Source organism: Bacteroides acidifaciens, from assembly GCF_903181435.1.
Lineage (GTDB): Bacteria > Bacteroidota > Bacteroidia > Bacteroidales > Bacteroidaceae > Bacteroides.
The window spans coordinates 2,410,972-2,423,933 of sequence record NZ_CAEUHO010000001.1 but is presented as its reverse complement, the minus strand read 5'-3'; the positions used below and the strand labels follow the sequence as shown (position 1 = coordinate 2,423,933).

Sequence of the window (12,962 nt, the reverse complement as noted above, 5' to 3'; positions counted from 1 at the left end):
GATATGAAGTATATTATTATCGGTTTAGGAAATTACGGCTATGTGCTGGCCGAAGAATTGTCTGCATTGGGACACGAGATTATTGGTGCGGATATTAGTGAGAGCCGTGTGGACAGCATCAAAGACAAGATTGCCACTGCATTTGTGATTGATGCGACGGATGAACAGTCTTTAGCGGTTCTTCCGCTGAATAGTGTGGATGTAGTGATTGTCGCGATTGGCGAGAATTTCGGTGCGTCTGTGCGGGTAGTAGCTTTGTTGAAACAGAAAAAGGTGACTCGTATTTATGCCCGTGCAATTGATGGAGTTCATAAAGCTGTGCTGGAAGCTTTCAGCCTGGAGAAAATATTGACACCGGAAGAGGACGCAGCCCGTAGTCTGGTACAATTACTTGATTTCGGGACAAACATGGAAGCTTTCCGCATTGATTCGGAATACTATGTCGTAAAGTTCACTGTACCGAGAAAGTTTGTGGGATACTTTGTCAATGAGCTGAACTTGTATGAAGAATTCCACCTGAAACTCATCGGACTGAAGCGTGCGGATAAAGTAACCAATTGCCTGGGGATTTCCCTGACGGAACTTCATGTGAAGAACGAACTGCCGGAAAATGAGAAAGTAGAAGAGGGGGATGAACTGGTTTGCTATGGTAAATACCGGGATTTTCAGTCTTTTTGGAAGGCTATTTGATGATTATTTATGTTAACTTAACCAGAGTTCGATATAAACTTGTACTATTCTGATTCTCCTCCTTCGGGAAGGAGGAGTCCCCGTAGGGGGAGGTGGTAGGTAAGTACATAAGTCTGTTATTTACAATAAGATATAAAGAACCTCGTTTATCCTACCACCCCGTCCGCATGGTTTCCCCTCCTTCCCGAAGGAGGGGAAACCATGCGGACAAAGTTATATCGAACTGACATTAATTATTTTGACTGAAGACGGACTGTTCCGGCTTTCACACCGCTTGCTTTGGCAGTCAGTATGATTTCTCCGGCTATTTCATCTGTCTGTACAATAGCGGTCAACATCCCGTAGAAAGCGTGCATCTTCGGGAGATGGAATTGTTCCAGATTGGTGGGGTCTCCGTTGGCTACTGCCCGGAATTTCCCGGCTCCTTTTACGGAGAAGTTTATCAGGCGGCTATCTGCTGGGCAAAGGTTACCGTCCTTGTCTACTATTTTCACAGTGACATAAGCCAAGTCTTTTCCGTCAGCAGTCAGTTCGTTGCGGTTGCTCACCAGTTCGATATGATGAGGCTTACCGGCAGTGCGGACTGTTTTTTCTGCTGCAACTTTTCCGTCTTTGTTATAAGCTACTACTTTAACTTCGCCCGGCTCATATACGGCATCCATCCACATCAAGCGGTAACGGCTCTTCAAGGAACTGTTGTTTTTGCTTTGTTTGCCGTAGCTTTTTCCATTGATAAACAGTTCGGCTGTCGGGTAGTTGGTATATACGAATACCGGAGTTACTTCACCTTCACGTTCCGGCCAAGTCCAATGAGGAAGGATATGCAACGTCTCTGCATTTTTGTTCCATACGCTACGGTAGAGATAGTAACGGTCTTTAGGAATACTGGCAAGGTCGATAATGCCAAACATAGAACTATGATTCGGCCATGAATCGACATCATAAGGCGAAGGTTCGCCCAAGTAATCGAATCCTGTCCATACGAACTGCCCAATAGTCCAGTGGTTATCATCGGCTAAAGCGAAATCTTCATCCGGGGTATTTGACCACGGACATACTTCCACATCATACGAAGAACATTGGTGGTCTTCATATTTAGCTCCTTTTTTATCTTCTACCGGGAATTTATAGACTCCGCGTGAGCTGACGGTAGAAGCTGTCTCGCTACCCAAAATCAAGTTCTGTGGAAGCTGGTCATAAGATTCTTTATAACGTTGTGTGCGATAGTTAAGTCCCGGTATGTCAATCATAGCCGCAAAGCCGTTGGCAAGCACGCAAGTTACCTGGTCCATTCCGCAAGTCACAGGACGGGTCGGGTCTTCACGGTGGCAGATGTCTTGCAGGAATTTAGCCACTTTATAACCGACGGGGCTACACTGAGTAGGCACTTCATTACCAATACTCCACATTACTACACAAGGGTTATTGCGGTAGTTGTGAAGCATATTCACCATGTCGCGTTCCGCCCATTCATCGAAATAACGGTGATAACCGTTGGTACATTTGGCAATATCCCATTCGTCGAACGGTTCAATCATCATCATAAATCCCATTTCGTCACATAACTCAACGAGTTCTGGAGCCGGCATATTATGCGATGTACGGATAGCGTCACAACCCATATCTTTCAAAAGAGTAAGTTGGTGGCGGAGTGCCGCTACATTGATGGCGGCTCCCAACGGGCCTAAATCGTGATGATTACATACTCCTTGGAATTTCCGGTGTTTTCCATTCAGGTAGAAACCTTTATCGGCGATGTACTCGATGCTACGGATACCAAAGCGGGTGGTGTAAATATCTACCAGCTTGTTGTCTGCATAGATTTTGGAAACCGCTTTGTAGAGTGACGGGCTTTCCGGTGACCAGAGTTCTGGTGCATTTACAATGAAATTCTGTTCGAACGGCTGTCCGTGATTGATACGGCTTGTATTCTCTTTACGGGTAACTACTTTTCCGTCCGGAGAAAGAATATCCGTCTCTATGCGGATTTGTGTTTTCTCACCGGCATTGTCTATCTTTGTTTGCAGGCGCACGGCTGCAAATTCCTTGCTCACATGAGGAGTTGTAATCTGTGTTCCCCATACAGGCACATGGACTTTATCAGTAACAATCAGGTGCACGTTGCGATACAAGCCCGCTCCCGGATACCAGCGCGAAGACTGCGGACGGTTTTCCAGCCGTACAGCCAGTATATTACTCTTTCCGTCTTTATTCAGGAGAGGAGTGACGTTGCAATGGAAAGAATTGTAGCCAAAAGGCCAGAAACAAGCCTCTTTTCCATTCACATAGACACGGGCTTCACTCATAGCGCCGTCGAAGAGCAAAGTTACTTCTTTGTCGGCAGGAGTATCAAAACTGGTGCGATACCAACCGGAGCCTACATAAGGCAGTCCCCCGGTTCGTCCTGTTTTCAAGGATGCCTTTTTCTCGAAGTTCTGTGTGATGGCAACATTTTGAAGGTCATTGTTCATGTCGAAAGGACCGAAAATAGCCCAGTCGTGCGGAATGACGACCGATTCCCATTTTGTGTCATTAAACCCCGGCTGACTAGCCTCTTTAAAATCTCCTTTACTGAACTTCCAGTTCTTCTCGAGCAGCGTCTCGCTGCGCTGCGCTTGCAGGCTGCAAGCGGCTCCCAACAAAAGTACAGTTACTAACTGTTTTTGGTGTTTCATGTTCATTTTTTCTTTTCAAGTATAAATAATTTTGGATTCGGGGTAAAGATATAAAAAAGCTTCCAATAAATTTATCTCTTAAAGGTATTAAATGAATGAGTGGGTTTGCCGCTGTCGTCAGACATGCCTTTACTATAACCTTTCCAATTCCCGTAACATTGAGGTTCCCAAGTGAATAGCGCCAAGATGAATATTATCGAATTGCTGATAATTTACTTCTAAATTCAGGCTGAATAAAAATAACTATACTTTAGAAATAAATTCCAATATCCGTCATTCTGGAAATTATATAGAATATTAAAATTATTAATATCAGAAAACTCTTCATTTGTGAATTGACCTAAAACTCCATTTAATACATTTTGCCTTTCTGTCTTTTCCAAATCTATTTGATTGGTCTTTACATGTAACCATATTCTTCTTATCATTCTTAAAATAGGATCGTTCAATCCTAATGTAGAAGTGAGTGGCAATGTATCTGTTTCATTCTTCCAAATTGCGTAACCATTATTTTTATACTCAAACTCGTCATGAATTGTGCTATACAGAACGATCGGCCTGATATATTTATTACCTCTCTTTAGATTGCAACAGTGAACACTTTCAGATCTCGAAAAGAATTTCCCATTACATGAGGCGGTCAAATTCTCATAGGCTACAGTATGCGGATAAGGTGGAGTATTTACTTCATTTTTATCGATAAATTCTTTAGCCAGGCAGACTTTATGGCTCAAGACTGTCTCTCTTTTTAAATAATCATTGTATTTTTCACGTTCCGTAATACTGTTTAGAATCAGATGTTCCAACGTTATCTCATCTTCATTCTGATCGAGCTTTTTCATACAGTAACAACAACGATTTTCTTGTTCTGCCAATAAAGTCTTTATTAGCTTATCTTTAGAATAATTGCCATTTTCGTCTTTATCACTTTTGAATGCTTCGTACAGATCATTAGGATATTTTCCTGCTTCTTGCAGTCGTTTTAAGAAAGCGTCAATAATAGCTTCCCCCGCAGTCCCTGTCGTTGTTTTATCAATATACTCCATGATGTATCATTCAAAAAGTGACTGATAAAGATGGCTTGAGACACCAACTGCCTCCTTGATTTTCTCTTTCAATTTGTTCGTCATATCCTGATTGTCCACCTCTTTCCAATATTCATAAGCTTCAATAAGGTCACGTACCAATGTTTCACGTTCGGGGGTATCCATCGAGTAGCGTAGTCCGGAATTATAGTCTACACCATATAAATTATCTACACGTTCATTCTTGTAATCTTCACCGTCTTTATACAATTTATAAAGTATGTTCTCATTGTCCTGTTTGAAGTTGGTAATTATTAATGGCGAATGAGTTGATACAATAAACTGTATGTTTGGGAAAGAGTTTTGTAAACGTTCCAATATTTCCTGTGCTATCGAAGGATGCAGATGCAGTTCAAGTTCATCAATAAAGACAATGCCTGAAGGATTACAGTTCTGGTTTAGAATGTAACTTCTGTTAGCTATATCAAAAACAATGGAGAAGATACGTTTGTATCCTTGTGGCAATTGATGAAATGGAATGCGATCTCCGTTTTTAAAAGACATAATCAGTACATCATTTTTACCGCGCGCTTCTATTTCCATAGTTTCCAATTCTAGTTCAGGTACCGATAGGTCTTCATTTATTGGAGACGAGAATTGCACCATTTTTTGAATAATGGCATCTATATAGTCTTCTTTTTTGGGGTCTTCCTTAAATTTATGATTTTTCCATTGCATGGTGAAATACTGTACCCATATTTCTGTGCAGTTTTTTTCTTCATCCCAATTAAAGAAGGCTATATTTTTAGGTAATTCTTTAGAGGAATCAAGCATCTTTTGTATATCTTTTCCGATACTTGTTTTGACATGAGGATAAGAATCTGAAAAGAATGCTAGTACAGGAAATTCTGAAACTTCTGATAAATAGTAATTCCAAAATGTTGTTTTCGCTTCTTGAAATAACTTTTTATTCACCCCTGATTTCGCATATTCACTATAAAAAGACCAATTGATGGCTCTTGTATCTACTGAAGCGGTAGTCTCTATTGATACCGGATATTTGTAGTCATATCCATATTCTCCCTCGTTGCTATATCTGGCATCAGTTATGGCAAATCCTTTCACCAATTGTTTTGAACTGGCAATTAATTCATATTGGGGTTCGTTTTTCTTTTTGGAGAAAATAAAACTTAATGACTGCTTTAAAGCCGATATAATATTGGTTTTGCCCATACCATTTTTACCGATGAGGATGGTTGTTCCTGCTCCGAATACTATTTGATAGTCTTTGAAGTTACGGTAATTTCTTAAATGTACTTTTTTCAGTTTCATATTTAATTGTTCTCCAATATAACGTTTTGTATCAGTCGACTTCTATATTTATTCCGCAAATGTAGGAAAAATGTCGGTTACACTTGTAAATATCCCGCTCTTTTTGTTCCTTTGTTACCTATTTATAAACAGAAAACTTACGTATGAGAAAACTAATTTATTTGCTTTTGTTGCCATTGGCAGTGGCTGTGACTGCTTGTGGTGGTAAAAAAGGAACTTCAAATAATGAATCAACGTTGGCAACAATGGACAGTGTGGATGCTCAAGGACTGCAACGTATGCAAACTTCCAAAAGCGAAACTGACTTTAAGTTTAAAGGAAAAGACTATCATTCCATGGTTTCGCGCACGCCGGACGAAAGTCTGCCTCATATCACCAACGAAATGGGAGATACCTATGTCGATAATAAAATCGTGTTGCGCCTGACACGTGGCAGCGAGAAAGTGTTTGATAAAACATTTACCAAGAATGATTTTTCATCCGTAGTAGATGCTAAATTCCTGTCGAATTCCGTCCTGGAAGGAATCGTGTATGACAAGACTACTCCGCAGGGAATAGTATATGCCGCCAGTGTTTGTTATCCGCAGACAGATTTGTATATGCCGCTTTCTATCACTATCACAGCCGATGGAAAAATGAGCATACAAAAAGTGGATATGCTTGAAGAAGAATACAATGACGAATCGTCCAATTGAGCCTGTGAGCGGGTATTGACAGCAGAATTACACAAATGTGAAAACATTTGAGACAAAAGAAAGGCAGCCGAAGAGGTTGCCTTTCGTATTTTTGCACCGTCAACAAACTTAATACCAAATAGGATGAAGAAAAACATTTTAGCTATCTGTGTGGTAGCAGCGGGATGCACGGTACTGACTGCTCAGACTAATAATACACAAGCACTGGTTCCTCTGACCGAGCGTGTAAACGTACAGGCAGATTCGGCACGTGTCGACCAGATAATAGACGACTGCTGGGTAGCGGTTGGAACAAAAAAGCCACATGCCATTCAACGCGACTTCACCCGTATGTTCAACGGCAAACCTTCTTATCGTTTTGAACTGAAAGAAGATGATAACACGTTGTCGGGTTATGCAAAAGGGGAAACAAAAGGGCGTGCGGAATTTTCTTATTGCTATGCGACTTCCGATGATTTCAAAGGGAAACCGGCCGATACGTATAAAAAGGCACAAATAATGAAAACTGTATATCATCATGGCAAAGGGGCTTGTCCGCAAGGTTCTTCCCGCGACTATGAGTTCTCGGTATATATCCCTTCTACACTGGGCAGTGATGTCTCGACAATTTTCGCCCAATGGCACGGGATGCCCGACCGTACTTTGGTGCAGACTCCGCAGGGCGAAGTGAAGACGCTGACAGTTGACGAATTCATCGAACTGGATAAGTCTACTATCTTCAAGAAAAACATAGGACACGAGAAAAAAGTCAAACTGGATAAGCAGGGCAATCCGGTTAAAGACAAACAAGGCAATCCGGTGTATGTAGCCGGTAAAGCCAACGGATGGCTGGTTGAACAGGGAGGATACCCGCCACTGGCGTTCGGATTCTCCGGAGGCTGGTTTTATATCAAAGCAAACTCTGATCGTAGGTGGTTGACGGACAAAGATGACCGTTGCAACGCAAATGTAGAGAGAACTCAAATTATGAAACCTGTGACATCTGAATATAAAGCATCTACCATCGCTTACAAAATGCCTTTCGCAGACTTTCCAAAGGATTGTTGGATTACATTCCGCATCCATATCGACTGGACGGTCTATGGGAAAGAAGCCGAAACAATCGTGAAGCCGGGTATGCTCGATGTGCAGATGGACTATCAGGAAAAGGGGAAAAAGGTTAGTAGACATATTGTGGATAATGAGAAAATCCTTATTGGACGTAACGACAAAGACGGCTACTATTTTAAATTCGGTATTTACCGTGTGGGTAATAGCACGAAGCCGGTATGTTACAATTTGGCAAACTATTCAGAAAGGTAAATTAGTTAAAAAGGTAAAGAGAGAGTTATATCCGGATGTTCTTCAGTGGGCATCCGGATATTTTTTTATGTGAATCTGGCAATATTAAAAAATGTCAATAATCACGTGTCGTTTGGCATATACGTTCCAGTTGTGCAAAAAGATTCGTTCTTTTGCCGCCTGCCAAATGGTATATATGTATAAAATAACTAGTGATGTAAATGATGAGTAAAAATGGATTTAGCCGGTGTGGAGAACTCTACATCGGTCGTTTGCGAAAAGAGGGACGCCACTCTACGGCGCACGTCTACAAGAACGCCCTCTTTTCTTTCTGCAAATTCTGCGGTATATCTAATGTGTCGTTCAGGCAAGTCACCCGTGAGCGTCTACGACTTTACGGGCAGTATCTTTATGAGTGTGGGTTGAAGCCCAATACGGTTTCTACGTATATGCGCATGCTCCGTAGCATTTACAATCGGGGAGTGGAAGCGGGGAATGCCTCTTACGTGCCTCGATTGTTCAGTGATGTCTATACGGGCGTGGATGTCCGTCAGAAAAAAGCTTTGTCCGCTGCCGAACTGCACAGGCTTCTTTATGAAGACCCGAAGTCAGAGCGTTTGCGCCGTACACAATCTATTGCCGCTTTGATGTTCCAGTTTTGTGGAATGTCATTCGCTGATTTGGCTCACCTGGAGAAATCGGCTTTGGAAAGCAATGTGCTGCGTTATAGCCGTATCAAAACCAAAACTCCCATGAGTGTGGAGGTGTTGGACAGTGCAAAGGAAATGATTGACCAATTACGGAACAAGCAGGATTCTTTGCCCGATTGTCCTAATTATCTATTCGATATTCTCCGTGGTGACAAGAAACGGAAAGACGAACGCGCTTACCGTGAATATCAGTCCGCCCTTCGTCGGTTTAATAATAGCCTGAAAGATTTGGCAAGAGCGTTGCATCTGAAATCTCCGGTTTCTTCCTACACGTTCCGTCACTCCTGGGCTACTACCGCCAAATATCGGGGAGTTTCAATTGAGATGATTAGCGAATCATTGGGGCATAAATCTATAAAAACCACACAAATCTATTTGAAGGGCTTCGGGCTTAAAGAACGTACGGAGGTGAATAAAGGGAATTTATCTTACGTAAAGAATTACTGCGCTAGCAGATGATTATAGTATAATGTATTGGTAATCAGTGATAATAATCGCCCGTTACTTCTTAGGTAACGGATTTAAATTCGGGACAAAGATAGACAAAAACATAGATAGCACACAAATATTTCTTCACTTTTTTTAGTTTTATCTGAAACAAAGGGTAAAAAACGATCCGAACATGAAATAATAGATTTTTCATGCTCTAACTTTTTATTGCCTAAAATCATAAAATTTCTCGCTGATTATTAGGCTTTTCTCTTTTTTGTGCCCTGTCTATGTGCATAATTTCCCTTTTTCATTGTTGTGTGTGCTTAGTCCGTTACCTAAGAAGTAACGGATAAATATGGGGTAAAAAAACATGATTTTAGCAAAGAGAAAATCAGTAATTGCTGGGCCTAGCAATGGGACAGGGGAAGGCGTAGCACACTCTAAACGCTGGTATGTAGCTTTGGTTCGTATGCATCACGAAAAGAAGGTTGCCGAGCGTTTGGACAGAATGGGGATTGAGAATTTTGTTCCTGTCCAACAAGAAATTCATCAATGGAGTGACCGCCGTAAAATGGTCGAGGCAGTCCTGCTCCCAATGATGGTTTTTGTCCATGTTGACCCGAAAGAGCGCATGGAAGTTTTGAGTTTTTCTACAGTGAGCCGCTATATGGTGATGCGGGGTGAGAGTACACCGGCGGTGATTCCTGATGATCAGATGGCTCGTTTCCGTTTTATGCTTGATTATTCCGAAGAAGCAATCTGTATGAACAGTTCTCCTTTGGCACGTGGTGAAAAAGTCCGTGTTGTCAAAGGCTCTTTGACCGGACTTGTCGGTGAGTTGGTCAATGTTGACGGTAAAAGTAAGATTGCCGTTCGCTTGAATATGCTTGGTTGTGCTTGTGTTGATATGCCTATTGGTTATGTAGAGGCAATCAGCGCGAAAAACTAATTCCCCTCTCTTTAATTTTATCTTCAATTTGTAATGAATATGAAAAGCTGTAAAGTTTCTTTTCTTTTTATGCTGTTGGCATGTGTTTTGGGTGGGATGACTTCTTGTGTGTCATCCAAAAAAATGCTTTATCTGCAAGGCGCTGATAAGTTGCATGAGAATCCACAGAAAATAGAAAGTAATTATGAATTGCGTATCAAACCGGATGACCAGCTTCTGATTACGATTAATAGTAAGGCTCCTGAGTTATTGACTCCTTTCGCGAACAGTCAGGTATTAGGCTCAAGTTCATCTACGAATATACAGGAGGCAACAGGTCTTTTAGTCAGCCAAAGTGGTAAAATAGAAATTCCTGTTTTGGGCGAGATGCAGGCGGCAGGGTTGACACGCCAGGAATTGGCGGATGCGATTAAAAACAAACTTATTGAAGGTGAGTATATCAAGGATCCTACCGTATCAGTACGCTTTAAAGGTGCAAAGATAGTGGTGCTCGGTGAAGTGGGTATTCCCGGAGTAAAAGACTTGCCCGGTGAACGTGTTACCATACTCGAAGCTATCGGCTTGGCAGGTGATTTACCGCCGACAGCCCATCGGGAGAATATTCTGGTTATCCGGGAGGAAAATGGTGAACGTAAGAGTTATAGCGTCAATCTTACTTCCGGAGAAGATATCCTGAACTCACCGGTTTTTTATCTCCAGCAGAATGATGTGGTCTATGTGGAACCCAACAAGGCTATAAATGTGAAAGGAAGTTCCGCACTTACCTACCTGTCTGCTGGTAGTAGTATTATCGGCGTATTAGCTTCTATATTGTCATTAGTATTTATTCTTACGAAATAATAAGATGGAATATACACAGGAAAATAATGAGAAAACGGTCAAGGAAAGCGGATTCAATATTAACTTGCGTGATATTGTAGAATTGATCATTGCTAATTGGTACTGGTTTGCTCTTTCAGTGTTTATTTGTGTGAGTGCGGCTTATCTGTATACCCGTACCTTAGTCCCTGTTTATCAACGCCAGGCTGTAATGCTGGTAAAGACGGGAGGAAAGAATGCGAATTCCGATATCTCGGCTATGCTGGAGTTGCAAGGCGGGATTACCGGTAGTGGCGTTGAAAATGAAATGTTCATACTCCGTTCCCATCAACTGGTACGAGAGGTTGTCAATCGGCTGCATTTGGATGTTTCATATGAGAAAGAAGGCTTTTTCCGTAATACCTCTTTATATGCGGAATCTCCGGTTGAAGTGAATTTCATAGATCCGTATCATGAGTATTACCGTACGAAGGTTACTCCGTTGGATGTAAAGAACTACACCATTTCAGATAAAAAATATGCTTATGGGGATACTATCCAGACAGAAGCGGGAAGAATGGTTGTGAATTTGAAACCGGAAAATTTAAGCGCTTATATAGGCAAGCCAGTTTCGGTGACACGAATAAGCCCCGAAACGGCGGCAGCTATATATAAAGGTGGTATCTCGACTTCACTTGCAGGCAAAGGTACTACTATGGTGCAGATTACTTGCACCGGAGATAATATATCTCGTGCCGATGCGATTTTGAATGCCTTGATTAATGTTTATAATGAAACCATCATCGAAGACAAGAACCGTATCGCGGTAAACACCGCCAAGTTCATAGATGAACGAATTGCGGTAATCGGTAAAGAATTGGGCGATGTGGAAGAAGAACTGACAGACTTCAAGCAGCGTAACCGGATTGTAGGCTCGGAAGGAAACGGGATGCAATTTCTTGCGGAAAGCAGCCGCATGAAGACAGAAAACCTTCAGATGGAAACTGAATTGTCCATTGCCCAATCCATTAAAAGCTATTTATTGGATGCTACCCGAAACAATCAGCTGATACCCAATGTATCCGGTGTCGGGGATGCAAGCGTTCAAAACCAGATAACCGCATACAACGAACTGATGCTTCGGCGTAACCATCTGTTGGCTGAATCCGGTGCAAAGAATCCCGTTGTACAGACTGCAGATAAGAACCTGGCAGAGATGCGTACGGTAATTTCCGGTTCCATGGATAACTATATCAAGAACCTTCGTCTGCGACTGGAAAAGACTCGTGCGGTAGAACGTCAGATCAACTCTGAAATCCAAGCTGTTCCGAAGCAGGAGAAGATGGCATTAAGCATTATCCGTCAGCAATCCATTAAAGAGGCGTTATATACTTTCCTGTTAAACAAGCGTGAAGAAAACGCACTGCAACTTGCCGTAACGGAAGCGAATATCCGTGTAGTGGAATCTCCATTTGGTTCCAATGCCCCTATCGCTCCCCATTCTACAACTTTTCTGCTGGCAGCTTTAGTTGTAGGACTGGCTATTCCGTTGGGAATCCAGATATTAACTATGTTATGGAATACGTCTGTCCGCGGTAGAAAGGATATTGAAGATTATACCACCATTCCGCTTTTAGGTGAGATTCCTTCCCGTAAAGAAAATATGGCAGACGATGCCATTGTGGTAGACGATAAGAAGAATGATCTTATTTCCGAATCGTTCCGTCTGCTTCGTGCCAATATAAACTTTGTGGCGAAGGATGCGCGTGTTCTCATGTTCACTTCCACTATGCCGGGAGAAGGAAAGTCGTTTGTATCCCGCAATCTGGCGGTGGCAATCGCTATTGCCGGGAAAAAAGTGGTATTGGTTGATACTGATATGCGTAAGAGGACGCAAAGTAAATTGGCGGGAGTTAAACATAAAGACGGGCTGAGCACATACCTGTCAGGACAACATAATGATGTTGGCAGCATCTTGGATAAAGGAATGATTCATCCGTCTGTCGACTCCCTGTTTGTTGGTCCTATTCCGCCTAATCCTTCCGAACTATTGATGAGTGATCGGTTGGAGAATTTAATAGAGGAGCTGAAGAAACGCTATGACTATATCATATTGGATAATGTTCCGGCGCAAGTCGTGGCAGATGCCGCCATTGTGAATCGTGTAGCGGAACTGACTTTGTATGTCATCCGTGACGGACAGCTTGACCGACGTTATCTTCCGGAATTGGAACGACTGCACAAGGAAGGTAAGTTTAATCATTTGTGTATTGTATTGAATGACAGCCATATTGAAAAGAAAAAGTATGGGTACGGTTACGGATATGGTTATGGCTACGGGTATGGTTATAAATATGGGGAATATAAATAATAGA

At 42.0% G+C, this 12,962-nt stretch carries 10 protein-coding genes; 7 read left to right on the top strand and 3 right to left on the bottom strand.

All coding sequences use genetic code 11. The features are described 5' to 3' along the window. Nucleotides 1-3: 3 nt before the first annotated feature. Nucleotides 4-690, top strand: coding sequence for a potassium channel family protein (locus CLIN57ABFB40_RS10230; protein WP_175629960.1), 687 nt, complete (start codon nucleotides 4-6; stop codon nucleotides 688-690). A gap of 233 nt (nucleotides 691-923) precedes the next feature. On the opposite strand, the gene galB is transcribed toward CLIN57ABFB40_RS10230, so the two are convergent. The 3 genes from galB to CLIN57ABFB40_RS10215 form a co-directional block, all read right to left on the bottom strand. Further along, nucleotides 924-3,371 (bottom strand): beta-galactosidase GalB, encoded by a 2,448-nt coding sequence (gene galB, locus CLIN57ABFB40_RS10225; protein ID WP_410489593.1) that lies wholly within the window; start codon nucleotides 3,369-3,371, stop codon nucleotides 924-926. Between the two features lie 218 nt (nucleotides 3,372-3,589). Further along, complete coding sequence (locus CLIN57ABFB40_RS10220) at nucleotides 3,590-4,411, bottom strand: hypothetical protein (RefSeq protein WP_175629958.1); 822 nt, start codon at nucleotides 4,409-4,411, stop codon at nucleotides 3,590-3,592. Nucleotides 4,412-4,417: 6 nt separating this feature from the next. Continuing rightward, nucleotides 4,418-5,722, bottom strand: a complete 1,305-nt coding sequence (locus CLIN57ABFB40_RS10215) for an AAA family ATPase (protein WP_175629957.1) — start codon at nucleotides 5,720-5,722, stop codon at nucleotides 4,418-4,420. A 143-nt stretch (nucleotides 5,723-5,865) separates the two neighbouring features. Between CLIN57ABFB40_RS10215 and CLIN57ABFB40_RS10210 the strand changes: the two genes are divergently transcribed. The 6 genes from CLIN57ABFB40_RS10210 to CLIN57ABFB40_RS10185 all read left to right on the top strand — a co-directional run bounded on the left by CLIN57ABFB40_RS10210 (nucleotide 5,866) and on the right by CLIN57ABFB40_RS10185 (nucleotide 12,958). Beyond that, nucleotides 5,866-6,417 carry a DUF4738 domain-containing protein gene (locus CLIN57ABFB40_RS10210; RefSeq protein WP_175629956.1) on the top strand — a complete coding sequence of 184 codons (552 nt, stop codon included), beginning with the start codon at nucleotides 5,866-5,868 and terminating at the stop codon, nucleotides 6,415-6,417. 123 nt (nucleotides 6,418-6,540) lie between these two features. Continuing rightward, entirely contained in the window at nucleotides 6,541-7,719 is a 1,179-nt protein-coding gene (locus CLIN57ABFB40_RS10205; protein WP_175629955.1) for a heparin lyase I family protein, read from the top strand. Between the two features lie 200 nt (nucleotides 7,720-7,919). Beyond that, complete coding sequence (locus CLIN57ABFB40_RS10200) at nucleotides 7,920-8,867, top strand: tyrosine-type DNA invertase cluster 3b (RefSeq protein ID WP_175629954.1); 948 nt, start codon at nucleotides 7,920-7,922, stop codon at nucleotides 8,865-8,867. Nucleotides 8,868-9,210: 343 nt separating this feature from the next. Further along, nucleotides 9,211-9,789: a UpxY family transcription antiterminator gene (locus CLIN57ABFB40_RS10195; protein WP_175629953.1), complete on the top strand. Its 579-nt coding sequence runs from the start codon at nucleotides 9,211-9,213 to the stop codon at nucleotides 9,787-9,789. Nucleotides 9,790-9,828: 39 nt separating this feature from the next. Next, on the top strand, nucleotides 9,829-10,629 hold the full coding sequence (locus tag CLIN57ABFB40_RS10190) for a polysaccharide biosynthesis/export family protein (RefSeq protein ID WP_175629952.1): 801 nt from the start codon (nucleotides 9,829-9,831) through the stop codon (nucleotides 10,627-10,629). 4 nt (nucleotides 10,630-10,633) lie between these two features. After that, the gene (locus CLIN57ABFB40_RS10185; RefSeq protein ID WP_175629951.1) at nucleotides 10,634-12,958 is read left to right on the top strand and encodes a GumC family protein; all 2,325 of its coding nucleotides are present in this window, start codon (nucleotides 10,634-10,636) and stop codon (nucleotides 12,956-12,958) included. The last annotated feature ends 4 nt before the right edge of the window (nucleotides 12,959-12,962 follow it).

Coding starts and splice junctions, on each gene's coding strand:
- CLIN57ABFB40_RS10190 (WP_175629952.1), top strand. CDS start 9,829: ATGAAAAGCTGTAAAGTTTCTTTTCTTTTTATGCTGTTGGCATGTGTT.
- CLIN57ABFB40_RS10220 (WP_175629958.1), bottom strand. CDS start 4,411: ATGGAGTATATTGATAAAACAACGACAGGGACTGCGGGGGAAGCTATT.
- CLIN57ABFB40_RS10195 (WP_175629953.1), top strand. CDS start 9,211: ATGATTTTAGCAAAGAGAAAATCAGTAATTGCTGGGCCTAGCAATGGG.
- CLIN57ABFB40_RS10230 (WP_175629960.1), top strand. CDS start 4: ATGAAGTATATTATTATCGGTTTAGGAAATTACGGCTATGTGCTGGCC.
- galB (WP_410489593.1), bottom strand. CDS start 3,371: ATGAACATGAAACACCAAAAACAGTTAGTAACTGTACTTTTGTTGGGA.
- CLIN57ABFB40_RS10185 (WP_175629951.1), top strand. CDS start 10,634: ATGGAATATACACAGGAAAATAATGAGAAAACGGTCAAGGAAAGCGGA.
- CLIN57ABFB40_RS10210 (WP_175629956.1), top strand. CDS start 5,866: ATGAGAAAACTAATTTATTTGCTTTTGTTGCCATTGGCAGTGGCTGTG.
- CLIN57ABFB40_RS10200 (WP_175629954.1), top strand. CDS start 7,920: ATGATGAGTAAAAATGGATTTAGCCGGTGTGGAGAACTCTACATCGGT.
- CLIN57ABFB40_RS10205 (WP_175629955.1), top strand. CDS start 6,541: ATGAAGAAAAACATTTTAGCTATCTGTGTGGTAGCAGCGGGATGCACG.
- CLIN57ABFB40_RS10215 (WP_175629957.1), bottom strand. CDS start 5,722: ATGAAACTGAAAAAAGTACATTTAAGAAATTACCGTAACTTCAAAGAC.